We start from the raw sequence: 26,431 nt of genomic DNA on the forward strand, positions 1-26,431 counted from the left end.
CAAGGTGTAAAAAACAAAAAACTACCTTTTGGCCATTATCTTTTACTGTCATCATGACCCAAAATAATAACCTGATTTCTGCTGTTTTTCGCAAAGAAGTATTGGCAATGGCCGCTTATAAAGTCGCTGATGCCGCAGGGCTAATCAAGCTGGATGCCATGGAAAATCCTTATAACTGGCCGGAAGCCAGTAAAAAAGACTGGTTGGAGGCGTTAAAGGATTGTCAGTTAAATCGCTATCCTGATCCTGAAGCGCGCCAGCTTACAGAAACTATCAGGCACTTGAATCAACTGCCTGAGCAATTTGATCTATTGCTGGGTAATGGTTCTGATGAAATCATTCAATTACTATTAATGGCATTACCGGCAACAGCCAGTGTTTTGGCTCCAGTTCCCGGTTTTGTCATGTACAAGCAACTGAGTGATTGTTTGGGATTGAATTATCTGGGTATTCCTTTGCTGGCCGAGTCCTTTGATTTGGACTTGCCTGCCATGCTGGCAGTTATCGGGCAACATCAACCTTCAGTTATTTTTCTCGCCTACCCTAATAATCCTACCGGTAATTTATTCAGCGAAACAGCAATTCTGGAAATCATAAAGTCAGCTAAAGGTTTGGTTGTGCTCGATGAGGCTTATGCACCTTTTGCCAATGCCAGTTTTATTGATGCATTGGATCAATACGATAATTTGTTGGTTATGCGTACCGTTTCCAAGTTAGGTTTGGCCGGTTTACGCCTGGGTTATATTATGGGTAATCCGGCAATTATTGAGCAACTTAATAAAATTCGCCTGCCTTACAATATCAATAGTCTGACACAAATCAGTGCTGATTTTGCGCTTTCCAATAAAGTACTTTTTGATGAGCAAACTCAAAAAATTTGTGCTGAAAGAGCCTTTGTTTTTAAGGAGCTTAATAAGCTTGACGGTATAACTGCTTACCCAAGTGCTGCGAATTTTATTCTGTTTAAAACACCTAAAGATAAAGCCACTGAGATTTTTTTGTCGATAAAACAGCAAGGGGTTTTAATTAAGAACATGAGCGCTCAGGGAGGCTTGTTAAGTGACTGCTTGCGAGTCACTATTGGAAAGCCTGATGAAAATTTGGCATTTCTTGCCGCCTTAAGAAAAAGCCTTTAATAAGTAAGTCTATAATAAAAGGGCCACTAAGCTTTTGGCTTAGGTAAAAATAAACTAACGATTAAGTATGCTGGTGCAAACAACGGCTTCCTTGCAAACAAGATTAGTGCAACGAGGCCATTGTTCCTATAGCGTTTTGTAAATCTTTTGTTTAAATGACGTGATATTGGGGTGAATCTGTTAAATACCCTGCATCATCTCAAACAATTCACACTAAGCGCTTTAGATTCATGGGCTTCTAGTGGTATATTGACGCAAAATAAAAATGAGCTGTAAAGCCACGGATAAATCCAGGAGAGTTCCATAATGAATAATAAAGGCGTCGATAAGTCTAAGCGCCAGTTTTTAACCTCGGCTATGACCGTGGTTGGCGCTGTGGGCACAGGCTATTTAGCTGTTCCTTTTCTTGCTCAAATGCAGCCTAGTGTCAAAGCTATGGCAGCTGGAGCACCTGTTGAAGTTGATATCAGTAAAATGGAAGTTGGGCAGCTGATCAGAGTTGCCTGGAGAGGTAAGCCGGTATGGGTGCTCAACAGAACACCTGAAGTTCTTGCCACATTAAAAACCCTCGATGCCGAGCTTAGAGATCCGCTTTCTAATGAATCAGAGCAACCGGCTTCCAGCAAAAATCCGGGAAGATCGCTTAAGCCCGAGATTTTTGTTGCCGTGGGTTTATGTACTCATTTAGGCTGCTCGCCTACTTTTCGTCCGGAAATTGCGCCTAATGATTTGGGTGACAAATGGAAAGGTGGTTTTTTCTGTCCGTGTCATGGTTCCTGGTTTGATCTGGCTGGCCGCGTTTATCGTGGTGTACCCGCGCCTACCAATCTGGAAATTCCGCCTTATCGCTACGTTAGTGATACAAGAGTAATCATTGGCGAGTCTGCTGAGGAGAAAACCGTATGAAACCAACCCGTTTAACTGAGTGTGGCAACTGGGTTTTAGATCGTTTTCCGGTGACTAAATTTTGGAATGATCATATGGCGCATTATTATGCGCCCAAGAATTTCAACTTTTGGTACTTCTTTGGTTCTTTGGCGTTATTGCTTTTAGTCAATCAGATTCTTACGGGCATCTTGTTAACCATGAACTACAAGCCGGATGCAAAGCTGGCTTTTGATTCTGTCGAGTATATTATGCGTGATGTGCCGTGGGGTTGGCTGGTGCGTTATATGCATTCAACCGGTGCTTCTGCATTTTTTATTGTTATTTATCTGCATATGTTCAGGGCGTTGCTTTACGGATCATTCAAGCACCCGCGCGAGTTGATCTGGATTTTTGGGATGCTGTTGTTTGTCGCCTTAATGGCAGAAGCATTTATGGGATACTTATTACCTTGGGGGCAAATGTCATTTTGGGGGGCCCAGGTAATTATCTCTTTATTTAGTGCTATTCCTCTTGTCGGTGATGATTTGTCACTTTGGATCAGGGGCGATTATGTTATTGCCGATGCAACGTTGAACCGGTTTTTTGCCTTCCATGTTATCGCCGTACCTTTGGTGCTGGTAATGCTGGTTTTTATGCATTTAGTCGCGCTTCATGAGGTTGGCTCCAATAACCCAGACGGCATTGAAATCAAGGAATCCAAAGACCCTTGGGGACATCCTGTCGATGGTATTCCTTTTCATCCTTATTACACGGTTAAAGATCTGGTTGGTGTTGGCGTATTTTTATTGTTTTTTGCGACGGTTATCTTTTATATGCCGGAAATGGGCGGCTATTTTCTTGAGCATGCCAATTTTATTCCGGCTGATCCAATGAAAACACCGGAACATATCGCTCCCGTTTGGTACTTCACGCCGTTTTATTCGATTTTAAGGGCTATTCCCGATAAATTTGCCGGTGTTATTGGTATGGGTGGCTCCATTTTTGTGCTGTTTTTGATGCCTTGGCTGGATCGTTGCAAAGTTAAATCGATTCGTTATCGCGGCGGTATTTTCAAAAAAGCGTTGTTCTTGTTTGTTATTAGTTTTGTCGCGTTAGGTTATTTGGGTACTCAACCGGTAACTCCAGTAGCGACTACCTTGGCCAGACTTTTTACGACCATTTATTTTGGCTTTTTTCTGTTAATGCCCATATACACCCGCTGGGAAAAGACCAAGCCGGTACCAAAAAGATTGACAAGATTGCATAGTCTTGAGGAACAATTACATACGCTTGAGGAGCAATTGCCCGCGTTAATTGAGGAAATTACCGAATTAAAACCAGTGGTTACCGAGATTGGTCACCCTGCATTTAAAGGTACCTTTTTTAATAGAAGACCTAACCCTCAAGGTATGGCTCATGTGCTTAGTCGATTGGCCAAGAAATTAAAAGGGAGTCTCGACTAATATGAAAAATTTAATCACATTACTTTTATTGTTGACGTTGTCTTTTGGTGTGGCAGCTTCCGAAGCGATAGAGCTTCAAGAGGCCGATGTAGATCTTTCAGATAATGAGTCATTGCAGCGTGGTGCCCAGCATTTTGTAACCTATTGTTTGGGTTGTCATTCTGCCAAGCACATGCGTTACTTGCGTTTTGCGCTCGATGTTGGCGTAGACCAAAAGAAAGTGTTAAAAGATATTGCGCCTGAAGGGGCAAGTATCTATGATCAGCTCCACAGTGCCATGAACAAGCATGATGCCGAAAAGTGGTTTGGTGTTCAGCCGCCTGACTTGTCGTTAATTGCCCGATCGCGAGGTGCTGATTGGCTATACAGTTATTTGAAGAGTTATTATAGCGATACTTCCAGGCCATTTGGTGTTAATAATTTGGTATATCCGGATACGGCAATGCCTAACCCCTTATGGCAATTGCAAGGTGAGCAGCATGCTGAACCTAGAAAAACTATCTATGGTGAATATATCAAGTTAGTTCTTGAGGATCAGGGGACTTTGTCGGAAAGAGAATTTGATCTTTTTGTTAACGACCTGGTTAATTTTTTGGTCTATGTTGGTGAGCCGGTTCAACTTGAAAGAGAGCGTCTAGGTAAATACGTCATATTTTTCTTGCTGATGTTCGTGGTGATTGCCTATCTGCTGAAAAAAGAATATTGGAAAGACGTTGACTGATAATTATTATTTTAAGTCTGTAGTCAATTTTATTTGACTTACACAAGTGTCGCTCCGGGTGCGATTTAAAAATTCTGGATACCTGATCGCATCCAGAGTGGCACTACCATCAAAGAATGGATGCTAAATAATGCCAACAGTCAAAAGCTCGATGGTTTATGTTACAATGGCAACTTTATCGCCCTATACGTCCAAAGAGGTTGCTATTCGTGGCAAATATTATTACTCGTAAATCTGTAATGACGCTTTTTTCATCTCCGACATGCGCAATGAGTCACTGCGCGCGCTTTGTTTTACAAGAGAAAGCAGTTGCGGCAGATATAGAATATTATGACCCGACTGATCCGCCAGAGGATTTACTTGAGCTAAATCCTAATGGCACATCACCCACATTGATAGAGCGTGATCTGGTTCTTTATGATTCGCGTATTATTATGGAATATTTGGATGAGCGTTTCCCACATCCTCCTTTACATCAAATGGATCCGGTTTCACGTGCAAATGCCCGTATGCTGATTAAAAGAATAGATCAGGATTGGTATCAATTGTTGGATGAAATATTGTTTTCAGGTGAGAAAAAGTCCGCGCGTGCCAAGAAAATGCTCAGAGAAAGTATTTTATCAGCAGCACCAATTTTTGCCGCCAGACCTTATTTTATGAGTGATGAGTTTTCGCTGATCGATTGTGCGATTGCTCCTTTATTATGGCGACTACCTAGTTTTGGCATTGATGTGTCGACGCCGAATGAGGTTATTAATAATTACGCCCAGCGTATATTCAAAAGACCTGCATTTAAACGCAGTCTTAGTGAAGCTGAAAAAGAAATGGCTGAACCTTTAAAATAACTATCGCAACATGACTCCTTTAAAGCCCTATTTAATTCGTTCGATTTATGAATGGATTATTGATAATGATTTAACGCCGCATCTACTGGTTAATGCAGAATTCAGTAATGCAATTTTGCCGCAACAATTAGTTGAGGACGGCAAGATACTTCTAAATATAAGGCCTGAAGCTATACAAGGTCTTTCTCTTGGTAACGCTGAAATTGAATTTAATGCCCGGTTTAGTGGCAAGCCCTTGCATATTGTCGTGCCTATGGCAGCAGTAATGGCAATTTATGCTCAAGAAAACGGTAAAGGTATGATCTTTGATCAGGAAGATGAGGGCTCTGATGAAACGCCACCACCCGAAACTAAACCGCCAACAAGACCTACGTTACGCATAGTAAAATAAATAAATCCTTTGCTATGTTACGCACGGCTACACATAGCATTGTTTTTTTAGCCAAGATATTTGCAGGTAAAGCTGGCAGTTAGGTTGCCTACAATTATTTAGATATCCCATGGGTTATAAGTCCGCATGCCATCAAAGTTTCTATTCTGTGAGTGTCACCAACTATCTGATTGATTAGCGTTTTTAATAACTATTATGAAAAATAAATATCCCTTAAGTGGATTGTTTTCCAAATAGATACCAACATTTTTCCATCAATTTCTATTAAGCAGCCATCGGTAACAGCGGTCACTGTCATCTGTCTGTATATTACGGCGTTCTTCTACTGCAATTTGGATTATCTTCCGTAAAATACCTTCTTGAATCAAGAAAAAAGACTTTGCTATTTCACTTTTTTGTGTGCAAAAGCTTCATTGTCATAAAAATAACGACGTTTTCAGGTTATACTTTTTTAGAGTTGGGGTCGTTAATTATATTTTTCAATTGAATATTCCACGCTTCTGTTTCTTTTGGTAAGTTGTTATGCGTTTATAGCCTTTATTGCGATTAGCTTAAAGTGTTGTATTTAATGTAGTTGAAATGGGGATTTTAGAGTATGAATATACTAAAGTAAGTCGTATTTTATGCCGGAGATTTTCAGGAGATTATTCTATTATTAAGAGACGCGATTTTTTAGTGCTACAGTAGTTGCTAAACTCGTCGTATAATGCTTGGTTATTTTAGTAATTGTTTAGGTGTGGTTTATGCGAATTATTCAGGAAGCGCTCACGTTTGATGACGTCTTATTAGTGCCTGCGCACTCAACTGTGCTGCCACGCGATGTAGAAATGAAAACACAGTTGACGCGAAGTATTACACTAAATATTCCGCTGGTTGCTGCGGCTATGGATACGGTTACCGAGGCCAGGCTTGCCATTGCCATTGCCCAGGAAGGTGGTATCGGCATTATTCATAAAAATATGACGACAGAGCAGCAGGCCAGGGAAGTTCGTCATGTGAAAAAATATGAGAGTGGCGTCATTAAAGATCCGATTACTGTCTCTCCCGATGTCAGTATTCGTGATGTTATCAACTTAACCCGCTCCAAAAATATTTCCGGTGTTCCTGTGGTTAATGGTGATGAATTAGTCGGCATTGTTACCAGTCGCGATTTGCGCTTTGAAACGCGTTTTGATGAGCCCGTCTCAAAAGTGATGACGCCTAAGGAGCGTTTAATTACGGTTAGTGAAAATGCGGACCGTAAAGAAGTTATTGCTCTGCTACATAAACACCGTATTGAGAAAGTGCTGGTGGTTAATGAGTCATTTCATTTGCGAGGCTTGATTACGGTTAAAGATATTCAAAAAGCCAAGGATTATCCTTTTGCTTGCAAGGATGAACAGGAGCGTTTGCGTGTCGGTGCCGCAGTTGGGACCGGGCACGGTACAGAAGAGCGTGTTGCGGCATTGGTTGATGCCGGCGTAGATGTCATCATTGTTGATACCGCGCATGGGCACTCACAAGGTGTTTTAGATCGAGTACGCTGGGTTAAGCAGAACTATCCTTCGGTGCAGGTTATTGGCGGCAATATTGCAACAGCCGCAGCTGCATTGGCTTTGGTTGAAGCCGGTGCCGATGGCGTTAAGGTGGGTATAGGGCCTGGATCTATTTGTACTACGCGAATTGTTGCCGGTGTTGGTGTTCCCCAAATTACCGCAGTGAGTAATGTTGCTGATGCCTTAAAAGGAACCGGTGTGCCGTTGATTGCCGATGGTGGTATCCGTTATTCGGGTGACGTTGCCAAAGCCTTGGCGGCCGGGGCGCATGCAGTTATGTTGGGCGGAATTTTTGCAGGTACTGAAGAAGCTCCCGGAGAGGTTGAATTGTTTCAGGGACGTTCTTATAAATCGTATCGCGGTATGGGATCTTTGGGGGCTATGGCGCAACAGCAAGGTTCCAGCGATCGCTATTTTCAGGAAGAAACGGATTCAGTTGAAAAATTGGTACCGGAAGGTATTGAAGGTCGGGTACCTTATAAAGGTAGTTTGTTGGCAGTTATTCATCAGCTGTTGGGTGGCGTACGTGCCAGTATGGGCTACACAGGTAGTCAAACGATTGCCATACTGCATGACAAGGCGCAATTTGTACGGGTAACCAATGCCGGTATGCGTGAAAGCCATGTACACGACGTCACTATCACTAAAGAAGCGCCTAATTACCGCGCTGAGTAACAATTAGTACACTAATGACAGGGATTTAAATGGATAGCTACGGATAGAAATTATAAATAATCCATGTAAGTCTGTTCTAATCCGTGTCGCACGTGCGCCTTTTCATCCAATATCTACATACAATACCGTGAAACAAGAAGTCACTAATATCCATAGTCAAAAGATCCTTATTTTAGATTTCGGCTCACAATATACTCAGTTAATCGCACGTCGTATTCGTGAAATTGGCGTTTATTGTGAAATTTTTTCCTGTGAATGCAGCGAAACGGAAATCAAACAATTTGTTCCTAATGGCATTATCTTGTCGGGTGGCCCCGATACTGTCACCAGCGATGATACACCGCGAGCGCCCAATATAGTATTTGAATTGGGTGTGCCGGTACTCGGTATTTGTTACGGCATGCAGACCATGACCGAACAAATGGGCGGCAAGGTGGAATCCTCTGATCATCGTGAGTTTGGTTATGCACAAATAAGGGCGCGTGGGCATTCAAAGTTATTGGCAGGCATAGAAGATCATCTTTCCGCAGAAGGCTTTGGTTTGCTGGATGTATGGATGAGCCATGGCGATCGTGTTGTTGAATTGCCTCAAGGTTTTATCTCTATTGCCAGTTCGGAGGGTGCGCCAATTGCGGGTATTGCCAATGAGGAAAAGTCTTATTATGCCTTACAGTTTCATCCTGAAGTTACGCATACCAAACAGGGCGGTCGAATTTTGTCGCGCTTTGTATTGGATATTTGTGGTTGTGATGCGCTCTGGACTGCCAGTAATATTGTTGAAGACAGCATTAAGGCCGTACGTGAAAAAGTAGGTAGTGATCACGTTATTTTAGGCTTGTCTGGTGGCGTAGATTCCTCCGTTGTTGCTGCCCTTTTGCATGAGGCCATCAAAGATCAGCTTACTTGTGTGTTTGTTGATACCGGCTTGCTGCGCTTGCACGAAGGTGATCAGGTGATGGCAATATTTGCTGAACATTTGGGTGTTAAAGTCATCAGGGTAGATGCTGAAGAGCGTTATTTGAACGCCTTGGTCGGTATTTCGGACCCTGAGCAGAAACGTAAAATTATCGGCAATTTGTTTGTGGAGATTTTTGATGAAGAGGCATCAAAAATAGCTGATGCAAAATGGTTGGCGCAAGGTACGATTTATCCTGATGTCATTGAATCAGCGGGTTCTAAAAGCGGTAAGGCACATTTGATTAAATCACATCATAATGTCGGTGGTTTACCGGAAAATATGACTTTAAAGCTGGTTGAGCCGTTGCGCGAATTATTTAAGGATGAAGTAAGGCGGTTGGGTTTGGAGTTAGGTTTACCCGCTGACATGGTTTTTCGCCACCCATTTCCAGGGCCGGGTTTGGGCGTAAGAATCTTGGGTGAAGTTAAAAAGCAATATGCCGATTTATTACGTCAGGCAGATGCTATTTTTATTGAAGAATTGTATCGGCATGATCTTTACGACAAGGTAAGTCAGGCATTCGCGGTATTTTTACCGGTTAAATCAGTGGGTGTCATGGGTGACGGGCGACGTTATGATTATGTTATCGCCATCCGTGCCGTCGAAACTATTGATTTTATGACTGCGCGTTGGGCACATTTGCCTTATGAATTTCTTGATCTGATTTCCCGTCGCATTATTAATGAAGTTCCGGGTATTTCGCGTGTTGCTTATGATATATCGGGTAAGCCACCAGCAACCATTGAATGGGAATAAGCCCTGCTGAGGATGAGGCATGGATGCGTTATGCTTTCAGGTTGGCACAAAGAGCCGGCGAGCAAGGCGAAGTGCCGGTTGGGGCGATAGTTGTCAAAGATAACCGATGTATCGCTGAAGGTTGGAATATTCCTATTACAACGCATGACCCGACTGCCCATGCTGAAATGGTGGCCTTAAGAAGGGCAGGGCGGGTTTTGGAAAATTATCGCTTGTGTGACGCTACGTTATATGTGACTTTAGAGCCTTGTGTGATGTGCATGGGGGCGATCAGTCACGCCCGCATTAGACGTCTTGTTTTTGGTGCGCCTGATTCCAAGCGGGGAGCAGTTTGTAATGCGTTGAGTCTTTCCGATGCAAGTTTCTTAAATCATCGAATTGACTGGCTTGGCGGTGTCTTGGAAGCGCAATGCTCGGAACTGTTAAGAGATTTTTTTCGAGCCAGGCGCTGACGTTTACGAAGTTTCTGTACATCGTTCGTCAGCAACATGGTGATTCGACAATGGGTCTGACTGGATCAAGATTCCCGTAATTTTTTATAGGTGTTAATCAGGGCATTAGTCGAGCAATCATGGCTGGTAATTGTTTCATCATTTTGAAGTTCAGGCAAAATCACATTGGCCAATATTTTGCCTAATTCCACGCCCATTTGATCAAATGAATTGATATTCCAGATGGCACCTTGAACAAAAATTTTATGTTCATAAAATGCCAATAACGAACCCAAGGTTTTCGGGGTCATCTTATTAAAAAGAAAAGAATTTGATGGTTTATTACCGTCAAACACTTTCGATGCAACGAGGACGGGATCCGCTTGTTCGTCAGGGGTCAGTTTAACTTTAACTTCTTCAGCGTTTAAGCCGTTCATTAACGCTTCCGGCTGTGCGAGAAAATTTGATATTAAAATATCGTGATGACCTGGTAGTTTGTAATGACTGTTTGCAGCAGCCAAAAAGTCGCAGGGTACGAGTTTGGTGCCCTGATGTATCAGTTGGAAAAAAGCATGCTGTCCGTTGGTGCCCGGTTGTCCCCAAATAATTGGACCGGTACTGTAATCGACTTTTTCACCTCGTAGGGTAATACTTTTGCCATTACTTTCCATATCGCCTTGTTGAAAGTAATCGGCGAAATAACGCATGGATTGATCGTAAGGTAGTAAAGCATGAGAGTCAGCATTAAAGAAGTTGTTATACCAGACTCCCAGTAAGGCCATAATTACCGGTATGTTTTGCTCAAAAGGCGTGTCGCGAAAATGACAATCGGCTTCGTATGCGCCCAGTAAAAGATCTTCAAAATGATCCATGCCTATGTATAAGGCAATGGATAAGCCTACTGCTGACCAAAGAGAATAACGTCCACCCACCCAGTCCCAAAATTCGAACATGTTGTTGGTATCTATACCAAACTTGGCAACATTTTCGGTATGAGTTGAAATCGCGACAAAGTGTTTGGCAATTGCGAGCGGGTCTTTTGCGCTATCAAGAAACCAGTTTTTTGCGGATTGTGCATTCATCATCGTCTCTTGTGTGGAAAACACCTTGGAGGCAACAATAAATAAAGTGGTTTCTGGAGATAATGGCTTTAGTACTTCAACAATATTGGTTTGATCAATATTGGAGACATAATGTACTTTTAAGCTGTCTGAGCTATAAGGTGTAAGCGCCATTGAGACCATCTTTGGCCCTAAGCCAGAACCGCCTATGCCAATGTTGACAATATCGGTGATAGCTTTTCCGCTGTAGCCTTTCCATTCACCCGAACGAACCGATGCGCAGAAAACCCGCATTTTTGCCAAAACCCGATTAATGTCCGGCATAACATCTTGTTCATCAACATAAACGGGATGATTGCCTTTATTGCGTAATGCAGTATGCAGAACGGCTCGATGTTCGGTGGTGTTAATTTTTTCACCGGAAAACATCGCTTTAATTTTTATATCCAGTTCTGCATGGTTGGCAAGGTCTCCCAATAACAATAAAGTTTCATCTGTTATTCTGTTTTTGGAATAATCAAACAGAATCTCGTTAAAATTAATAGAGAATTTATTGAATCGATTAATGTCCTTTTTGAAAGCGTCACGTAGAGAATTATTTTTAGTTTGATAGTAATGGTTTTGTAATGCAGTCCACGCTTTTGAGGTAGTCAAAGATGACATTTTTTTTTGGCTCCGATTAAAATAATATAGCTTAAGTCTACGAAAAGGACGGTTAGATAGCAATAGCGTAATGCGCGTATTATCATTTGTTTATGCAATGCCTATTTTAGTCTGGTTTTCTATCAATTGCTTTATTTACATGAGCTGATATGCTAGAGTTGGACTTGATATAAGTCAGATATATGGCAAATGCAGCTTTTTTTTGACCAAATCAAACTTATAAAAGAGCCATTAAAAATGGCTCACATAATAATTATTTAAACAGGAAGGTATCATGAATAAAGTACAACTAATAAGAAAAAGTCTGTTGGGACTTTTGGGATTGTTTTTTTCGGCATCTATCTGGGCTCACGGTGGCGCTGCTGGTACCGATACGGATCAATGCAAATTTGAGTTGCAACCTACTCATTGGGTTCATTACACGGCTTATCAACCTAGTGCCTATCCTGCAGAAGAATTTTGCGGTAATCTGCCTGCTATAAACACCTTGACGCAATTGGTTTTTGATTATCAGGATATGAAATACAGAAACATGTTGGTTGAGTTTGAAGTGACCAAGGAGCCCGAAGGTACGCGTGTATTTTTTCTGCCCAGTGCAAAACATAAAAAAGGTTCTGTTAATTTAGAGTTGAAAAATGGTGTACCAGAAGCAGGTCAATACCTGATTCATATTACTTTGGTTCCAGATCCTGCTGATACAGAAAATCGCACTCAGGGTGAGAGATTGGACGTACACATGGGTTTTAAGGCAGGTGCAGGTCAAGCTACAAGCAGAAACAGCATGTTGCTATATGTGTTTTTAACATTTGCTGGCTTGTATGTGTTGTATTTATCAAACGCAGGCTTTAAACGTAAAGTTGATGAAGTGGTTGCAAAAATTAAAAAATAAAATATTAGCCGTTCGCTAGGAATGTTAAATATTTTAAAATACTATTTATTTATTTTTAAGACGAACGCGTAATTTTGTTAAACAATATAAATTGTCTGGTAGGTTTGGTTATTTGAGCTTTAGCGTCCTTACTGATAATTGATCGTAAAAAGTGTATTGATTATGTCAAGTAAAAGAGGAAATTAAGAATGGTGAAGTTATTGTCGGTTGGAGTGCTGATGGTTCTTTTCTCTGTGCCTTTAATGGCTCAGGAATATGAAGATCATGACAGCATGCTGATGGATCATGGTGATGGCCATTTGATGGACATGGCTGGCGGTATGGTGATGGGGCAGAATACCGATACTTTACCCGGTGGTTGCGACAGCATCTCTGAAACCAAAGAAATTACTGTGCATGCCGGTCATAAATATGCTGAAAAATTTCCAGGTAGAATGTTTGCATTTGATACTCAGGAATTTAAATTTAAACCGTGCACTAAATTAACGGTTCATTTTATTAATGAGGATAACGTGCGGCATCAATGGATGATGCATGGTCTGCCTAAATATTTATATCCTAAAGGGATGTTTCATTTGGAAGCGACTGGTCCTTCAAAAATATCAGGAACATTGATTTTACCGCCCGGCGATAAAACCTATCTGGTGCATTGTGATATTGCCCAGCATATGGAAAAAGGCATGAAAGCCCAGTTTAAGGTCGGTGAAGGTGATGGTGATTTGCCGAGTATTCCGGGTGTCACGGCTTATGTTATAGCGGATGATTATAAGGCAACGTTGCCTGAATTGATGGTAAAAGCTGCGAGTGTCATTGATAGCGCACCTGCAGCCGATGCTGCCAGTCTTGCTCCCAAACCGTCTGTGCCGCAGGATGATTCTGTTATTTCAGGTGTTACGGTGATTGGCTTGGCATTAGGTCTGCTTGCTGCGCCCTTTCTGGCTCGCAAGTTTAAAGGCATGAGCGTGTCAGAGGTAGTCGCTTACGTGTTTGATTTGTTGAGAGCCTTTATTGAGCTAGCTGTAAAGCTACTTTCTCGCCTGATTAGATTGATCATTGCTTATAAAAACAAGATATTGCCTGAAAAATAAATACAGGTAACATCAAAAACCCTGTGCTCTTCGAACGCAGGGTTTTTTTTTGAGATAAATAAATGCAAGAAATAGTGAGTGGTATGTGGGGACTGTTTCTCAGTGCATTTATATCATCAACTATTGCACCGGGTGGTTCTGAAGCTGTTTTGGCTTACATGGTGTCGGAAGGGCATTTTCAAGTTCGGCATCTGGTTATTGTAGCGGCTATTGGCAATACTTTGGGCGCAATGACAACATGGGGGTTGGGGATACTGGCAGAGAGAAAATTTCCAGTGGCCAATCTGTTGTCAGATAAAAAACAGAAAGCGCTAAATATGGTAAAAAAAAGAGGTGTCTGGGTGCTTTTTTTTTCATGGTTACCGGTAATCGGTGATGCTTTATGTTTCGCGGGCGGATGGTTAAAGCTCCCTTTGTTGCCGGCCTGTTCAGTTATTTTGTTAGGAAAATTTAGCAGATACGCGGTGATCGCATGGATGTTTGTTTGACGCTGAAAAATAGGTTTGTTCAATGATTGATTTAAAGCTTTTAAGATTAAGATTAAATGAAGTTGCTTTGCTAAGTCATTTCCCGGCTTCTCATATAGCTTATCCGCATAAGAAGCGGGATTATTTTATAGCAGCATTTACTTTTTTTTGTGTAGCAATCTGCTTGATTAGCGATGCGGATGCCGGCATAGAAAAACAAAATGCACTTGGAGTTAGTGGCTGGGTATTTTTAATTGGCTTGTTGCTCGGAGAAAACAGGGAAATTAGAATGCAGGTTGTCATAGCGGTTATTTTTGCCACTATCGGTGAACACTTTGCATCTCCTTTTATGGGCGGTTACACTTACCGATTTGGAAATGTACCGGCGTATGTGCCGCCCGGTCACGGTATGGTTTATTTAACGGCGGTAGCCTTGGCACGTTCCGGCTTGTTTTTAAGATATGCCAGAGAAATTACTGCGCTGGTAATAGCCGTCTGTGGTATCTGGTCGCTTTGGGGTATTAGCGGCTTGCCGCAGCAGGGTGATGCAGTGGGTGCCTTGCTATTTTGTGTGTTTTTGGTTTATCTGTTTAAAGGCCGTTCGCCTATGGTTTATCTGGCGGCTTTCTTTATTACGACATGGCTGGAATTAATAGGTACTGCGGTCGGCACCTGGAAATGGGCAGCAATTGATCCAGTTTTGGGTTTGCCTCAGGGTAACCCGCCAAGTGGCGTCGCAGCCTGGTATTGTCTGGTTGATGCGGTAGCCATAGGCGGTGCGCCGCTGGTATTGAATGGTTTAGCCAAGGTATTGAGTTATTTAAAAGCCAGAACATTACGCTCACGAACAGCAGATTGATGCTTATAAATTTTTTGGTCAGTTTTTAGTGCATAAGTTACCAAGTCTGTAAACACCAGGCAGCGTGTCTCTGCCTCAATTGAGATGCAATAAATAATCCAAAAAGAGGACCAACTATGGAACGTCGTAATTTTATTCGTTTAAGCGTCGCCAGTATTGGCGCGGGTATCATCGCTCCAACAATAGCCTTGGCTAATACTGAAAAGCAGGTAAAGGGAGCCAGCGATATTTATTATACCAAGGAAGATGCTGGTCGTTGGAGTGGAAAGGTTGCAACGCATTTACCTAGCATTGATATAGAGAGTGCGAATGGAAAAATAACCGTAAAAGTAGTAACGCCTCACGAAATGAAAGGTTATGAGCACTATATTGTGAAGCATGTATTGTTGGATAGTAATCATAAGTTTTTAGATGAGCATATGTTTGACCCAACCAAAGATACCGCTGCAATATCAACATTTACACTGCAAGGCTATAGCGGGATGCTATACGTGTTGAGCATGTGTAATAAACATGATTTGTGGTTAAACGAAGCCAAGGTATAAACGAATAATGTCATTCCTAATAATCACCTGGGAATGACACCATTGTATTAAATAATAATGAAAATTAGCGCATTTACGTTTATTAAAAATGGTGAAATACTAGGTTACCCCTTTATTGAATCCATTAATTCTATTTTATCAATTGTTGACGAGTTTGTTATTGCAGTAGGAAAAAGCGAAGACAATACCCTAGCACGAATTAAAGCTATTCCCAGTGACAAAATACGCATTATTGAAACGTCATGGAATGATAATATGCACGATCGCGGCTATGTATATGGTCAGCAGAAAATGATTGCGCAATTCAATTGTACGGGTGATTGGGCGTTTTATCTGGAAGGTGATGAAGTTGTTCACGAAGATGATTTGCCAAAAATAAAAGCATCCATGCAAGCCTGTTTGCATGATGATAACGTGGAAGCTCTCGTATTTGATTACTACCATTTTTATGGCAACGCTAATACTTATTTGGATTCACCAGCATGGTATAAAACTGAAGCGCGTATTATTAAAAATTCAATTAGAAGTTATGCACCTGATGGTTTGTTTTGGTTGGTGCTGGATAAAAATAAAACGGGCAGATACCCAAAAGCTGCACATACACAGGCAAAAATTTATCATTACGGCTGGGTAAGAAACGAACAGCAAATGAATTTAAAAGCACAAAAAGTACAGACTTATTGGCATAAAGACAATCAGTCGGCAAGTATTGATCAGGTAAATTATAGAGAGATAGATTCGACTATTTTAAAGTTATTTACAGGCGTACATCCCCAGGCTATTAAAGATTGGTTACCGTCGGAAGCAGGTTTATTTGTTACCAATCCCGCCTATCAGTTAACCAAAAGAGAAAAAAAACATCGTTTATTAATGCGAATAGAAAAAATATTTGGATTAAATTTTACTAAAAGTCACTATAGATTAATCAAGTAACTTAAAAATCTTGGCAATATTAGCGGTATAGATTGATCGAAAATTCGCACCTGATCAGCTAAGCTAAGCTCTCTTCAGAGTATTTAATAACCAATAGGCGTACAGGCAAAGTATTTGGCATAGCGCTAAAATATCTATAACACTTAATTTTACAGTTTTCGAGATATGAATTTCAATACAACATTGGCTCAACGAGTACAGTTACGTACACATGAATATGAAACTTTTATTACTGTTTTATTGGTGGTTTCAATCTATTTTTCAACAACGATAGCAATAGTTGTCTCAGCCTTATTGGGCGTTGTGTGGTTGCTTTCGACCCAGTTTATAGAGCTGCCAGGCACCTTAAAAAGAAATCCTGTTGCTGCCTGGGCGTTGCTTTTGCTGGCGTGGTTCATTTTTGGCTCATGTTATACCAGTGCAACAAACAACGATGCCTTTTCAATGATAATGAAGTATAGGGAGTTATTGTTTATTCCTGTTTTAATTTCATTTTTAACGACAGAGCGTTACCGTAGCTGGGTATGGAAAGCTTTTTTTATCACCTCTGTGCTGGCACTTTTAGTTTCCTATTTAATGTATTTTGATATTCTTGATCTTAACGGTCAGGGTGATCCTTGTTTTAAGGGGCGTATTACTCATAGCATTTTTATCTCTTTTTTTGCTTTCTTTTGTGCTCATAAGGCTTATAACCAGCAGCGCTATGCAAAGCTTTATTTGATTTTATTTGTCTTGAGTCTCTATAATCTTTTTTTTGTGGTTCCCGGTCGTACCGGTCAATTAATTATTGTTGCTTTGGTTTTATTATTTGCGATGCAACGATTTGGTAATAAAGAACGTTTATTGAGTGTTATTGCCGTTGCTCTATTAGTAGCATTGTTTTTTAATTTTTCTGATAAGGCAAGTCGTATTAATGAAGGTATTGCTAATACTCAAGCTTACTTAAAGCCTGTTCCGGAGCAAACTGAGTCTTCCATGGGGCTGCGATTTACTTTTTGGAAATACTCAATAAAACTAATCGCTGAAAAACCTTTATTCGGGCATGGCACAGGTAGTTTTAGTAAAGAATATAAGCGCCTTGTTCCTGACGAGCGTTTTAAATCAACAAATCCGCATAATGAATTTTTTATGATAGGTGTTCAATTGGGCCTTGTAGGATTATTTATTTATTCAGGATTCCTTGGTAGTCAGTTTTACTACGCCAAGAAATTACCTGATAAAGAAAAATGGCTTGCTCAAGGTCTTTTACTCTCTTTAATTATTACCAGTATATTTAATAGTCCTATTTTGGATCACACCGAAGGTCATTGGTTTGCTACCATGATAGCCTTATGCTTTTCGCCTCTTCAAGCCAAGAATACATCTCTGATAAGTCATGCTTAGTGTCATTATCATCACTAAAAATGAAGCACATTCTATAGGTGCATGCTTGGCATCAGTAGCATGGGCCAATGAGATTATTGTCGTAGACTCTGGAAGTGATGACGATACGGTAGCAATCTGCCAGAAATTTGGTGCGCTGATCTCAAAAAACGAATGGCCTGGCTATGGCAAACAAAAAAACCATGCCTTGTCACTGGCAAAAGGTGACTGGATATTATCAATAGATGCTGATGAGCGAGTGACTCCCGAATTGCGTCAAGAAATAGAACAGGCTATTGCTAATCCTGGTGACTCTGTGGCTTGGAAAATCCCACGATTATCAAGTTTTTGTGGTCGATTTATACATCATTCCGGTTGGTGGCCTGATTATATTACCCGTTTGTTTCATCGGGATTATGCAAAATTCTCTGACGATATTGTTCATGAACGAGTTATCGTAACAGGCTTAACCGGTACATTGAAGGCGCATTTCCTGCATGAAAGTATTGAAAATTTAGAGGATTTATTAACAAAAATGAATCAATATTCTACGGCTGGTGCGTTAATGTCGCATGAAAGAAATAAAACGGCCTCATTGCGAAAAGCTGTTGGGCATGGTCTTTGGGCCTTTTTTCGAAGTTATTTATTGCGTGTCGGCTTTCTGGATGGTCGCGAAGGTTTTATCCTGGCAGTATCGACGGCTGAAAGTACTTATTATCGGCATCTTAAGCTGATGCTGATGAACAGATAATACGAGATTATGTCGCAGATTGTTAATATCGTTGAACCTACATTAACTAGTGAAGCCGGACATTGTTTTAGTTTTGTGAGTAGCTTATGTCAGGCCGACAAGAAAACACGATTTATATTATGGGGAAATCGTTTGTCATCGCTGACATCACCTGCAAAAAACGTTGAACTTAAAAAATATTTTTTCCGAAAAATCCGCAAGATTCAAAGCTTTTTTTTGTATAAAAAATTATTGACTACGCAGCAAAAAATATTGGTTTCTACTGCGGGACGTGTTGATTTGGCAATTTTTGACTGGGTGTCAAAAGGAGTCATCCCGCCCAATAAAGTTTATTTTTATTTTCATTGGATAAATGAAAGTCATAAAAAAATTGCCCAATTAAAAAAGCTTGCTCTTAAGCAACCCAATATGGTTATTCTTGGGCCAACACCCTCGGTGGTGAAAGTGTTTCAAGAAGCGGGTTTTAAGCAGGTGCATCTGGTTCCGTACCCTGTTTTAGCAGCTGTTTTAAAAAATCCTGCGCAAGTGACGCCATTCTCAAGGGTTTGGTTTGCAGGTGCCGCACGTCAGGACAAGGGTTTTGGCAAGGTTGTCGATTTAATTGAATATATTGGCAATCTGGGGTTTGATATTCCTTTTACGCTGCAAACGTCTTCAGATCATTTTGGTAAATACGACACAGAAACCAAAGCCGATATTGTGCGACTAAAAAAGCTTACTTACGCGCATCTTCAAATGCTTACAGACACCCTGTCTACAGAAGCTTATAGCCGTTTATTTGCCGGTGCTATTTGTATACAACCCTATCGGACTGCTGATTTTGCCGATCGTATTAGTGGCGTAACATTAGATGCGCTTTCTGCTGGCAGCCCTGTCGTCACCAGTGCCGGGACTTGGATTGCACGGCAAGTTGAAAGATTTGATGCCGGGATTATTGTTGATACAACTTCTCCCGAGCATTTGCTTGCGGCAATTAAAAAAGTGATTGCCGAATATAGCTATTACAGTGAAAAAGCGGTCACTGCCGGTCAAACGCTACAGGATGAGCATAGTGCGAATCATCTCGCAAACGTCATTCTAGCGAACAAGATTTAGTATACTTCTTTATTATTTGTAGGGGTGATGCATTCACCTTGGTGATTAAAGTCATCTCTACAGTGCTGTTAATACAATATTCAAAAATATGAAAAAAAAACCTGATACAAGCATTCAAATATACAAACGATTATCGACCTATGTAACACCACATCGCGGTCTTTTTGCCATCAGCATTGTTGGCTTTCTGATTTATTCCAGTACCCAGCCTTTATTTGCCGCATTGGTACAGGAAATTATTGACACGCTGCAAGCCAAATCACGCGAAAAAATGTACTATTTGCCGTTGTTTTTTAGCGGGTTGGTTCTTGTTCGTGGTATTGGTAATTATTTTGGTAATTATTTTTTAGCCAAAGTGTCATTGAATGTTATTCATGCTTTGCGCTGTGAGATTTTTAATAAATATACGCAGTTGCCGACCGCTCATTTTGATGCCAATAATAGCGGTTACATGATTTCACGTATTACCCATAATGTCGGACAAGTTGCACAAGCAACGACTGATGCGGTGCGTAAAGTAGTGCAGGAAGGTTTAACTGCTTTAGGTTTGTTGGTGTATTTATTTTATGTTAACTGGTTGCTGTCACTGGTTTTTTTGGTAGTTGCACCGCTTATTGCCTTATTGGTTAATTATGTCAGCAAACGACTAAGGATGTTAAGTAAGCGTATCCAGGAATCAATAGGCGACATGACACATATTACCTCGGAATTGGTTAATGGACATCGCGTGGTGAGAAGTTATGGCGGCGAAGAGTATGAAAAACAGCGGTTTTTGGAAAGTAGTTTGTATAATCGCCGGCAATCATTAAAATTAACAACGACAGGCGCTATTCATAATCAAATTATGCAATTAATTATTGCCTTGGCGTTGGCATTTTTAATGTACATGGCATTGTTTTTTATGGAGCAAGCCAGTGTTGGCTCATTTGTCGGGTATTTAACGGCAGCATTTTTATTGCCCAGACCGATCAGGCAATTAAGTGATGCCAACAGTGATATCCAAAAAGGCATAGTAGCAGCTGAATCGTTATTTGAAATATTGGATGAGCCGGGCGAGTTGGATGAAGGAACTTATCAGGCTGAAAGATGCAAGGGAGCACTGGAATTTAAAAAGCTGTCATTTCAATATGCCGGTGCCAATGAACCTGCGCTTATCGACATCAATTTCAAGGCCGAGCCGGGCCAGACTATTGCCCTGGTTGGCGCATCGGGTGGTGGTAAAAGTACCTTGGTTAATTTGGTATCACGATTTTATCCTCATGGTAGTGGTGAAATATTATTGGATGGCGTGGAAATCAATACCTATCAGTTAGCAAACTTAAGGAAGCAGTTGGCATTGGTTAATCAGCAGGTCACTTTATTCAATGATACGATAGCCAATAATATTGCCTACGGTGCGTTGACGACAGCAACTCGTAGCGAAATTACCACAGCGGCGACAGATGCTTATGCCATGGAATTTATCGGTAAATTGGATAAAGGACTGGATACGGAAATAGGTGAAAATGGCGTTAAATTATCGGGTGGACAGCGGCAAAGATTAGCTTTGGCCAGAGCATTGTTGAAAGACGCGCCTCTACTGATTTTGGATGAAGCGACTTCTGCATTGGATACTGAGTCAGAACGATATATTCAGGCCGCATTACAAAAAGTGATGCGTAACCGGACAACTTTGGTTATTGCGCATCGGTTATCGACGATTGAAAATGCCGATATGATTTTAGTGATAGATCATGGGCGTATCGTAGAAAGAGGCTCTCATGAAGAGTTGATTAAAAAAAATGGAGCTTATGCTCGTTTGCACCAAATGCAGTTTAAGGAGCATCCTGAAAAAAATGATTAACACAGTGCAAGTCTTTATTGTTGAGGGGATGTTATTTTGAAGACATTTATGTCGGAAATTGAAGAGCATCAATCCATGATAGCCAGGTTGGCTAATTGCACCGAAGTAATTGAGATGGCCGCAGAATTACTGACCTGCACTTTACAGCAGGGCGGCAAGATATTGTTATGTGGTAATGGCGGTAGTGCGGCTGATTGTCAGCATATCGCAGCAGAATTTGTTGTGCGCTATGAAAAAAAGCGCAAAGCTATGGCTGCCATTGCCTTGACGACAGATAGTTCTATTTTGACAGCTCATGCCAATGATTTTGATTTTGAAACGGTTTTTTCGCGTCAGGTGGAAGCGCTTGGTAACGACAAGGATTGTTTGATCGCAATTTCTACCTCAGGAAAAAGTAAAAATATACTAAGAGCAGTCGAAGCTGCAAAGTTAAAAGGCATGGCGGTTATTGGCTTAACCGGCGGTGATGGCGGTGAGCTAAGTGGGCTGGCAACGGTTTCGGTTATTGTGCCTTCGACGGTCACGGCAAGAATACAAGAAGCACATATTTTAATTGGTCATTGGTGGTGTGGTGCGATTGAGGAGGCTTTAAGTGCTGTTTAAAACACCTGATTTTGGATTGGCCCGAATCATTGTTATTGGTGATGTTATGCTGGATCGTTATTGGTCCGGGCAGGCGTTGCGTATATCTCCTGAAGCACCCGTGCCAGTTGTTAAGGTTAAATCGGTTGAAGACCGCATAGGCGGCGCTGGCAATGTCGCGCTTAATATCGCCAAATTAGGCGGCAAAGTGACTTTGCTGGGTGTTGTGGGTGATGATGCCGAAAGTAAAATTTTAAGGGAGTTACTCGAAGCCGAGGGAGTGGTGTGCGATTTTGTTGTTGAGCCGTTGTTACGTAGCATCTGTAAGCTTCGTGTCATGGCGCAGCATCAACAATTGATCCGGCTGGATTTTGAAGATACGCCGATAAAATTTGATCAAGAGGCTTTAAAGACGGCCTTAATCAGGCATTTTCCACAAAACGATGTGGTAGTTTTTTCCGACTATGGCAAGGGAACTTTGGCGGATGTTTCAGCTTATATTATTGCCGCCAGACAAGCCGGTGTTAAGGTTTTGGTAGATCCCAAGGGTGTTGATTATCAGCGTTATGCGCAAGCTGACTTGATAACGCCGAACCTGGCTGAGTTACAAGCGGTGGTGGGGGCCTGTGAAAATAATCAACATTTAATTGAAAAAGGGCGTGAGCTTTTAGCTTTGTATCAAATTCCAACACTGTTATTGACTCGTGGCGAAGCGGGTATGACGCTGATAGATCATGATCAGGTGCATTCATTGCCGGCGCAAGCCAAAGATGTTTTTGATGTAACCGGAGCCGGAGACACGGTTATTGCTGTAATGGCTTTAGGTGTCTCGCTTGGTATGCCGTTGGTTGAAGTTATGTATCTGGCTAATTTGGCTGGCGGTATTGTGGTCGGTAAATTGGGAACATCAACGGTTTCATTACAAGAATTGGCGCGCGCCATGCACGGCGATAGAGATTCACTGTATGGCGTTGTTTCCGAAGAAGAATTGGCCAGGCTTTTTGCACGGGCAAAAGCCCATGATGAAAAAATCATAATGACTAATGGTTGCTTTGATTTGCTGCATGCCGGGCATGTCGCTTATTTGGAGCAGGCAAAAGCACTGGGTGATCGTTTGTGTGTGGCAGTTAATTCCGATGCTTCAGTTAAACAACTCAAGGGTGAATCACGACCGATTAACGGTTTACATGAACGTATGACAGTACTGGCCGCATTGGCTTGTGTTGACTGGGTGGTGCCGTTTACAGAAGAAACACCTGAGCGTTTGTATTGTGCATTGTTGCCTGATGTTATTGTTAAGGGTGGTGATTATAGCCCTGAGCAAGTCGTAGGTGGCGATTGCGTTATTAAGGCGGGTGGTGAAGTAAAAATATTGCAGTTTGTCGATGGTCAATCAACAACAGCGATGATTAACAAGGCGAGGAAGATGGAATGATTATTGTCACGGGTGGTGCTGGTTTTATAGGGAGTAATCTGATTCGGGCATTAAATCAGCGCGGTGAAAGTAATATATTGTTGATTGACCACTTGGTCAATGGTCGAAAGATGCACAATATAGCGGATCTTGATGTGGCTGATTACATGGATAAAACGGAATTTATCGAACAGATTGAAAAGCCGGGTTTTTTAAGTGGTGTACGGGCAATTTTTCATCAGGGTGCTTGTTCTGCAACCACGGAATGGGATGGACAGTTTGTTATGAAAAATAACTATGACTACTCAAAGCGCTTATTGCATTGTTGTATTGAAAATAACATTGCTTTTATTTATGCGTCTTCTGCTTCGGTTTATGGGAACGGAGAGCATGGCTTTCGTGTTGACCGTAGTTGTGAGCAGCCCATTAATATGTATGCTTATTCAAAGTTTCAATTCGATCAATATGTTCGGCGGGTATTGCCGACAACAACAATTCCGATTGTAGGCTTTCGCTATTTTAATGTTTACGGCCCAAGAGAACAGCACAAAGGGGCTATGAGTAGTACAACGTTCCATTTTAATCAACAGGTCATAGCGCAAAAAAAGGCAAAATTGTTTGAGGGTTGTGATGGCATGGCTAATGGCGAACAACAACGCGATTTTGTTTATGTCGATGATGTGGTCGATGTTAATTTATGGTTTCTTGATCATCCAGAGCAGCGTGGTATTTACAATGTAGGGACGGGTAAGGCGGAAACGTTTAATGCTGTTGCCAACGCAGTCATTGCTTGGCATAAGGACGGTTGTATTGAATACATTCCTTTTCCGGAGCATCTAAAGGGAGCCTATCAAAGTTATACGCAGGCAGATATTTCCGGATTAACGCAGGCAGGTTATACCAAAGAGTTTTTATCTGTTAAACAGGGAGTTACAAAATATCTGGATTGGCTGAATCTAGGTGTGAGGTAATTAAACATATAACCGCTTGACGGTTTTGATTGTGGCTGTATAATACGCAGTTCTTTCGGGGCAGCGACTTCGGAAGGGCAGGAGGCTTTAAGTTAAAGTTAACACGGAGGTTGACAAGTTGTTCAGGTAGGCTATAATGGCCGGCTTCTTCGGGGTAACGTAGTTTGACCCTGAACCAAGACAGCAACAGGCAATGTCGACAAGGAGTTGACAAACCGAATCCGCTCTGTATAATAGGCGGACTCAACGGTGCTGCGGCACCAACGCTCTTTAACAACTTGATCAAAATAATTTGTGTGGGTACTTGTGGTGATTGTTAGGCTGTTAAAAAATAATCGACACAAAAACAACACATTAAGAAGTAATTTTTAACGTTTAGTTTTGTAGTCGAGCCAAGATTGGCTACTCATCTTATTGAGTGGCAAACTGATTTAAACTGAAGAGTTTGATCATGGCTCAGATTGAACGCTGGCGGTATGCTTAACACATGCAAGTCGAACGGTAACAGGCCTTCGGGCGCTGACGAGTGGCGGACGGGTGAGTAACGCGTAGGAATCTGCCTTATAGTGGGGGACAACGTGGGGAAACCCACGCTAATACCGCATACGCCCTACGGGGGAAAGGAGGGGATCTTCGGACCTTTCGCTATGAGATGAGCCTGCGTTAGATTAGCTAGTTGGTAGGGTAAAGGCCTACCAAGGCGACGATCTATAGCTGGTCTGAGAGGACGATCAGCCACACTGGGACTGAGACACGGCCCAGACTCCTACGGGAGGCAGCAGTGGGGAATATTGGACAATGGGCGAAAGCCTGATCCAGCAATACCGCGTGTGTGAAGAAGGCCTTAGGGTTGTAAAGCACTTTCAATTGGGAGGAAAACCTGCCGGTCAATACCCGGTAGCTTGACATTACCTTTAGAAGAAGCACCGGCTAACTCCGTGCCAGCAGCCGCGGTAATACGGAGGGTGCGAGCGTTAATCGGAATTACTGGGCGTAAAGCGTGCGTAGGTGGTTCGTTAAGTCAGATGTGAAAGCCCTGGGCTCAACCTGGGAACTGCATTTGAAACTGGCGGACTAGAGTTTAGTAGAGGGGAGTGGAATTTCAGGTGTAGCGGTGAAATGCGTAGATATCTGAAGGAACACCAGTGGCGAAGGCGACTCCCTGGACTAAAACTGACGCTGAGGTACGAAAGCGTGGGTAGCAAACAGGATTAGATACCCTGGTAGTCCACGCCGTAAACGATGTCGACTAGCCGTTGGTCCTATTTACAGGATTAGTGGCGCAGCTAACGCATTAAGTCGACCGCCTGGGGAGTACGGCCGCAAGGTTAAAACTCAAATGAATTGACGGGGGCCCGCACAAGCGGTGGAGCATGTGGTTTAATTCGATGCAACGCGAAGAACCTTACCTACCCTTGACATCCAGAGAATCTGTTAGAGATAGTAGAGTGCCTTCGGGAGCTCTGAGACAGGTGCTGCATGGCTGTCGTCAGCTCGTGTCGTGAGATGTTGGGTTAAGTCCCGTAACGAGCGCAACCCTTGTCCTTAGTTGCCAGCGGGTAATGCCGGGAACTCTAGGGAGACTGCCGGTGATAAACCGGAGGAAGGTGGGGACGACGTCAAGTCATCATGGCCCTTATGGGTAGGGCTACACACGTGCTACAATGGCCGGTACAGAGGGCTGCGAACTGGCGACAGTAAGCAAATCCCAGAAAGCCGGTCTTAGTCCGGATTGGAGTCTGCAACTCGACTCCATGAAGTCGGAATCGCTAGTAATCGCGAATCAGAATGTCGCGGTGAATACGTTCCCGGGCCTTGTACACACCGCCCGTCACACCATGGGAGTGGGTTGCAAAAGAAGTGGGTAGTCTAACCTTCGGGAGGGCGCTCACCACTTTGTGATTCATGACTGGGGTGAAGTCGTAACAAGGTAGCCCTAGGGGAACCTGGGGCTGGATCACCTCCTTACAAAGATGGTCTATCGTCATCATGCGTATCCACAACAAATTATTTTGATCAGTAGCAGTATGAGCCCAGGGCCTGTAGCTCAGTTGGTTAGAGCGCACCCCTGATAAGGGTGAGGTCGGTGGTTCGAGTCCACCCAGGCCCACCACCTTGCCGCAAGGTAAG

General features: G+C 42.2%; 23 protein-coding genes, 1 tRNA gene and 1 rRNA gene. 24 read left to right on the forward strand and 1 reads right to left on the reverse strand.

All coding sequences use genetic code 11. The annotated features are described in order from the left end of the window. Nucleotides 1-53: 53 nt before the first annotated feature. From hisC to tadA, 9 genes are all read left to right on the forward strand, one after another. Nucleotides 54-1,136, forward strand: a complete 1,083-nt coding sequence (gene hisC, locus KKZ03_RS07910; protein ID WP_243220969.1) for a histidinol-phosphate transaminase — start codon at nucleotides 54-56, stop codon at nucleotides 1,134-1,136. A gap of 306 nt (nucleotides 1,137-1,442) precedes the next feature. Further along, nucleotides 1,443-2,042, forward strand: a complete 600-nt coding sequence (gene petA, locus KKZ03_RS07915; RefSeq protein WP_243220970.1) for a ubiquinol-cytochrome c reductase iron-sulfur subunit — start codon at nucleotides 1,443-1,445, stop codon at nucleotides 2,040-2,042. Continuing rightward, entirely contained in the window at nucleotides 2,039-3,466 is a 1,428-nt protein-coding gene (locus KKZ03_RS07920; protein WP_243220971.1) for a cytochrome bc complex cytochrome b subunit, read from the forward strand. Before petA ends, KKZ03_RS07920 begins: the two co-directional genes overlap by 4 nt. 1 nt (nucleotide 3,467) lies before the next feature. Further along, complete coding sequence (locus tag KKZ03_RS07925) at nucleotides 3,468-4,187, forward strand: cytochrome c1 (protein WP_243220972.1); 720 nt, start codon at nucleotides 3,468-3,470, stop codon at nucleotides 4,185-4,187. Between the two features lie 239 nt (nucleotides 4,188-4,426). Next, nucleotides 4,427-5,032: a glutathione S-transferase N-terminal domain-containing protein gene (locus tag KKZ03_RS07930; RefSeq protein WP_256452014.1), complete on the forward strand. Its 606-nt coding sequence runs from the start codon at nucleotides 4,427-4,429 to the stop codon at nucleotides 5,030-5,032. Nucleotides 5,033-5,042: 10 nt separating this feature from the next. Next, entirely contained in the window at nucleotides 5,043-5,423 is a 381-nt protein-coding gene (locus KKZ03_RS07935; RefSeq protein WP_243220974.1) for a ClpXP protease specificity-enhancing factor, read from the forward strand. A gap of 743 nt (nucleotides 5,424-6,166) precedes the next feature. Further along, a complete protein-coding gene (guaB, locus tag KKZ03_RS07940; protein ID WP_243220975.1) occupies nucleotides 6,167-7,633 on the forward strand; it encodes an IMP dehydrogenase in 1,467 nt (488 codons plus the stop codon). A 127-nt stretch (nucleotides 7,634-7,760) separates the two neighbouring features. Next, the gene (guaA, locus tag KKZ03_RS07945; RefSeq protein WP_243220976.1) at nucleotides 7,761-9,347 is read left to right on the forward strand and encodes a glutamine-hydrolyzing GMP synthase; all 1,587 of its coding nucleotides are present in this window, start codon (nucleotides 7,761-7,763) and stop codon (nucleotides 9,345-9,347) included. After that, nucleotides 9,338-9,799, forward strand: coding sequence for a tRNA adenosine(34) deaminase TadA (gene tadA / locus KKZ03_RS07950; RefSeq protein ID WP_243220977.1), 462 nt, complete (start codon nucleotides 9,338-9,340; stop codon nucleotides 9,797-9,799). Before guaA ends, tadA begins: the two co-directional genes overlap by 10 nt. Nucleotides 9,800-9,864: 65 nt before the next feature. Here tadA and pgi read toward each other — a convergent pair whose 3' ends face one another. Beyond that, entirely contained in the window at nucleotides 9,865-11,502 is a 1,638-nt protein-coding gene (gene pgi, locus KKZ03_RS07955; protein ID WP_243220978.1) for a glucose-6-phosphate isomerase, read from the reverse strand. Between the two features lie 274 nt (nucleotides 11,503-11,776). Here pgi and KKZ03_RS07960 point away from each other — a divergent pair, with 274 nt between their 5' ends. The 15 genes from KKZ03_RS07960 (at nucleotide 11,777) to KKZ03_RS08030 (ending at nucleotide 26,414) form a co-directional block, all read left to right on the forward strand. Next, nucleotides 11,777-12,391, forward strand: a complete 615-nt coding sequence (locus KKZ03_RS07960; RefSeq protein WP_243220979.1) for a hypothetical protein — start codon at nucleotides 11,777-11,779, stop codon at nucleotides 12,389-12,391. Between the two features lie 188 nt (nucleotides 12,392-12,579). Further along, complete coding sequence (locus tag KKZ03_RS07965) at nucleotides 12,580-13,479, forward strand: copper oxidase (protein WP_243220980.1); 900 nt, start codon at nucleotides 12,580-12,582, stop codon at nucleotides 13,477-13,479. Between the two features lie 62 nt (nucleotides 13,480-13,541). Further along, nucleotides 13,542-13,967: a YqaA family protein gene (locus KKZ03_RS07970; protein ID WP_243220981.1), complete on the forward strand. Its 426-nt coding sequence runs from the start codon at nucleotides 13,542-13,544 to the stop codon at nucleotides 13,965-13,967. Between the two features lie 67 nt (nucleotides 13,968-14,034). After that, nucleotides 14,035-14,805, forward strand: a complete 771-nt coding sequence (locus KKZ03_RS07975; protein WP_243221565.1) for a hypothetical protein — start codon at nucleotides 14,035-14,037, stop codon at nucleotides 14,803-14,805. Between the two features lie 116 nt (nucleotides 14,806-14,921). Next, the gene (locus KKZ03_RS07980) at nucleotides 14,922-15,350 is read left to right on the forward strand and encodes a desulfoferrodoxin family protein (protein WP_243220982.1); all 429 of its coding nucleotides are present in this window, start codon (nucleotides 14,922-14,924) and stop codon (nucleotides 15,348-15,350) included. A gap of 57 nt (nucleotides 15,351-15,407) precedes the next feature. Beyond that, entirely contained in the window at nucleotides 15,408-16,283 is an 876-nt protein-coding gene (locus KKZ03_RS07985) for a glycosyltransferase (protein WP_243220983.1), read from the forward strand. A 165-nt stretch (nucleotides 16,284-16,448) separates the two neighbouring features. After that, nucleotides 16,449-17,666, forward strand: coding sequence for an O-antigen ligase (locus KKZ03_RS07990; RefSeq protein WP_243220984.1), 1,218 nt, complete (start codon nucleotides 16,449-16,451; stop codon nucleotides 17,664-17,666). After that, complete coding sequence (locus tag KKZ03_RS07995; protein ID WP_243220985.1) at nucleotides 17,659-18,396, forward strand: glycosyltransferase family 2 protein; 738 nt, start codon at nucleotides 17,659-17,661, stop codon at nucleotides 18,394-18,396. The genes KKZ03_RS07990 and KKZ03_RS07995 overlap by 8 nt, the downstream gene beginning before the upstream one ends. 9 nt (nucleotides 18,397-18,405) lie before the next feature. Beyond that, on the forward strand, nucleotides 18,406-19,491 hold the full coding sequence (locus KKZ03_RS08000; protein ID WP_243220986.1) for a hypothetical protein: 1,086 nt from the start codon (nucleotides 18,406-18,408) through the stop codon (nucleotides 19,489-19,491). Between the two features lie 88 nt (nucleotides 19,492-19,579). Then, nucleotides 19,580-21,334, forward strand: coding sequence for a lipid A export permease/ATP-binding protein MsbA (gene msbA, locus KKZ03_RS08005; RefSeq protein ID WP_243220987.1), 1,755 nt, complete (start codon nucleotides 19,580-19,582; stop codon nucleotides 21,332-21,334). A 48-nt stretch (nucleotides 21,335-21,382) separates the two neighbouring features. Continuing rightward, on the forward strand, nucleotides 21,383-21,937 hold the full coding sequence (locus KKZ03_RS08010) for an SIS domain-containing protein (protein WP_243220988.1): 555 nt from the start codon (nucleotides 21,383-21,385) through the stop codon (nucleotides 21,935-21,937). Then, nucleotides 21,927-23,351, forward strand: a complete 1,425-nt coding sequence (gene hldE / locus KKZ03_RS08015; protein ID WP_256452001.1) for a bifunctional D-glycero-beta-D-manno-heptose-7-phosphate kinase/D-glycero-beta-D-manno-heptose 1-phosphate adenylyltransferase HldE — start codon at nucleotides 21,927-21,929, stop codon at nucleotides 23,349-23,351. The genes KKZ03_RS08010 and hldE overlap by 11 nt, the downstream gene beginning before the upstream one ends. Then, nucleotides 23,348-24,301, forward strand: coding sequence for an ADP-glyceromanno-heptose 6-epimerase (rfaD, locus tag KKZ03_RS08020; protein WP_243220989.1), 954 nt, complete (start codon nucleotides 23,348-23,350; stop codon nucleotides 24,299-24,301). Before hldE ends, rfaD begins: the two co-directional genes overlap by 4 nt. A 433-nt stretch (nucleotides 24,302-24,734) precedes the next feature. Next, nucleotides 24,735-26,269, forward strand: a 16S ribosomal RNA gene (locus tag KKZ03_RS08025). Between the two features lie 68 nt (nucleotides 26,270-26,337). Next, a tRNA-Ile gene (locus KKZ03_RS08030) sits at nucleotides 26,338-26,414 on the forward strand. Nucleotides 26,415-26,431: the final 17 nt, after the last annotated feature.

The organism is Methylobacter sp. S3L5C, assembly GCF_022788635.1.
In the GTDB taxonomy this organism is placed as follows: Bacteria; Pseudomonadota; Gammaproteobacteria; order Methylococcales; family Methylomonadaceae; genus Methylobacter_C.

Excerpts from the sequence above, each read along its gene's own strand:
- hisC (WP_243220969.1), top strand. The coding sequence starts at position 54 with ATGACCCAAAATAATAACCTGATTTCTGCTGTTTTTCGCAAAGAAGTA.
- petA (WP_243220970.1), top strand. The coding sequence starts at position 1,443 with ATGAATAATAAAGGCGTCGATAAGTCTAAGCGCCAGTTTTTAACCTCG.
- KKZ03_RS07920 (WP_243220971.1), top strand. The coding sequence starts at position 2,039 with ATGAAACCAACCCGTTTAACTGAGTGTGGCAACTGGGTTTTAGATCGT.
- KKZ03_RS07925 (WP_243220972.1), top strand. The coding sequence starts at position 3,468 with ATGAAAAATTTAATCACATTACTTTTATTGTTGACGTTGTCTTTTGGT.
- KKZ03_RS07930 (WP_256452014.1), top strand. The coding sequence starts at position 4,427 with ATGACGCTTTTTTCATCTCCGACATGCGCAATGAGTCACTGCGCGCGC.
- KKZ03_RS07935 (WP_243220974.1), top strand. The coding sequence starts at position 5,043 with ATGACTCCTTTAAAGCCCTATTTAATTCGTTCGATTTATGAATGGATT.
- guaB (WP_243220975.1), top strand. The coding sequence starts at position 6,167 with ATGCGAATTATTCAGGAAGCGCTCACGTTTGATGACGTCTTATTAGTG.
- tadA (WP_243220977.1), top strand. The coding sequence starts at position 9,338 with ATGGGAATAAGCCCTGCTGAGGATGAGGCATGGATGCGTTATGCTTTC.
- pgi (WP_243220978.1), bottom strand. The coding sequence starts at position 11,502 with ATGTCATCTTTGACTACCTCAAAAGCGTGGACTGCATTACAAAACCAT.
- KKZ03_RS07960 (WP_243220979.1), top strand. The coding sequence starts at position 11,777 with ATGAATAAAGTACAACTAATAAGAAAAAGTCTGTTGGGACTTTTGGGA.
- KKZ03_RS07965 (WP_243220980.1), top strand. The coding sequence starts at position 12,580 with ATGGTGAAGTTATTGTCGGTTGGAGTGCTGATGGTTCTTTTCTCTGTG.
- KKZ03_RS07970 (WP_243220981.1), top strand. The coding sequence starts at position 13,542 with ATGCAAGAAATAGTGAGTGGTATGTGGGGACTGTTTCTCAGTGCATTT.
- KKZ03_RS07980 (WP_243220982.1), top strand. The coding sequence starts at position 14,922 with ATGGAACGTCGTAATTTTATTCGTTTAAGCGTCGCCAGTATTGGCGCG.
- KKZ03_RS07985 (WP_243220983.1), top strand. The coding sequence starts at position 15,408 with ATGAAAATTAGCGCATTTACGTTTATTAAAAATGGTGAAATACTAGGT.
- KKZ03_RS07990 (WP_243220984.1), top strand. The coding sequence starts at position 16,449 with ATGAATTTCAATACAACATTGGCTCAACGAGTACAGTTACGTACACAT.
- KKZ03_RS07995 (WP_243220985.1), top strand. The coding sequence starts at position 17,659 with ATGCTTAGTGTCATTATCATCACTAAAAATGAAGCACATTCTATAGGT.
- KKZ03_RS08000 (WP_243220986.1), top strand. The coding sequence starts at position 18,406 with ATGTCGCAGATTGTTAATATCGTTGAACCTACATTAACTAGTGAAGCC.
- msbA (WP_243220987.1), top strand. The coding sequence starts at position 19,580 with ATGAAAAAAAAACCTGATACAAGCATTCAAATATACAAACGATTATCG.
- KKZ03_RS08010 (WP_243220988.1), top strand. The coding sequence starts at position 21,383 with ATGTCGGAAATTGAAGAGCATCAATCCATGATAGCCAGGTTGGCTAAT.
- rfaD (WP_243220989.1), top strand. The coding sequence starts at position 23,348 with ATGATTATTGTCACGGGTGGTGCTGGTTTTATAGGGAGTAATCTGATT.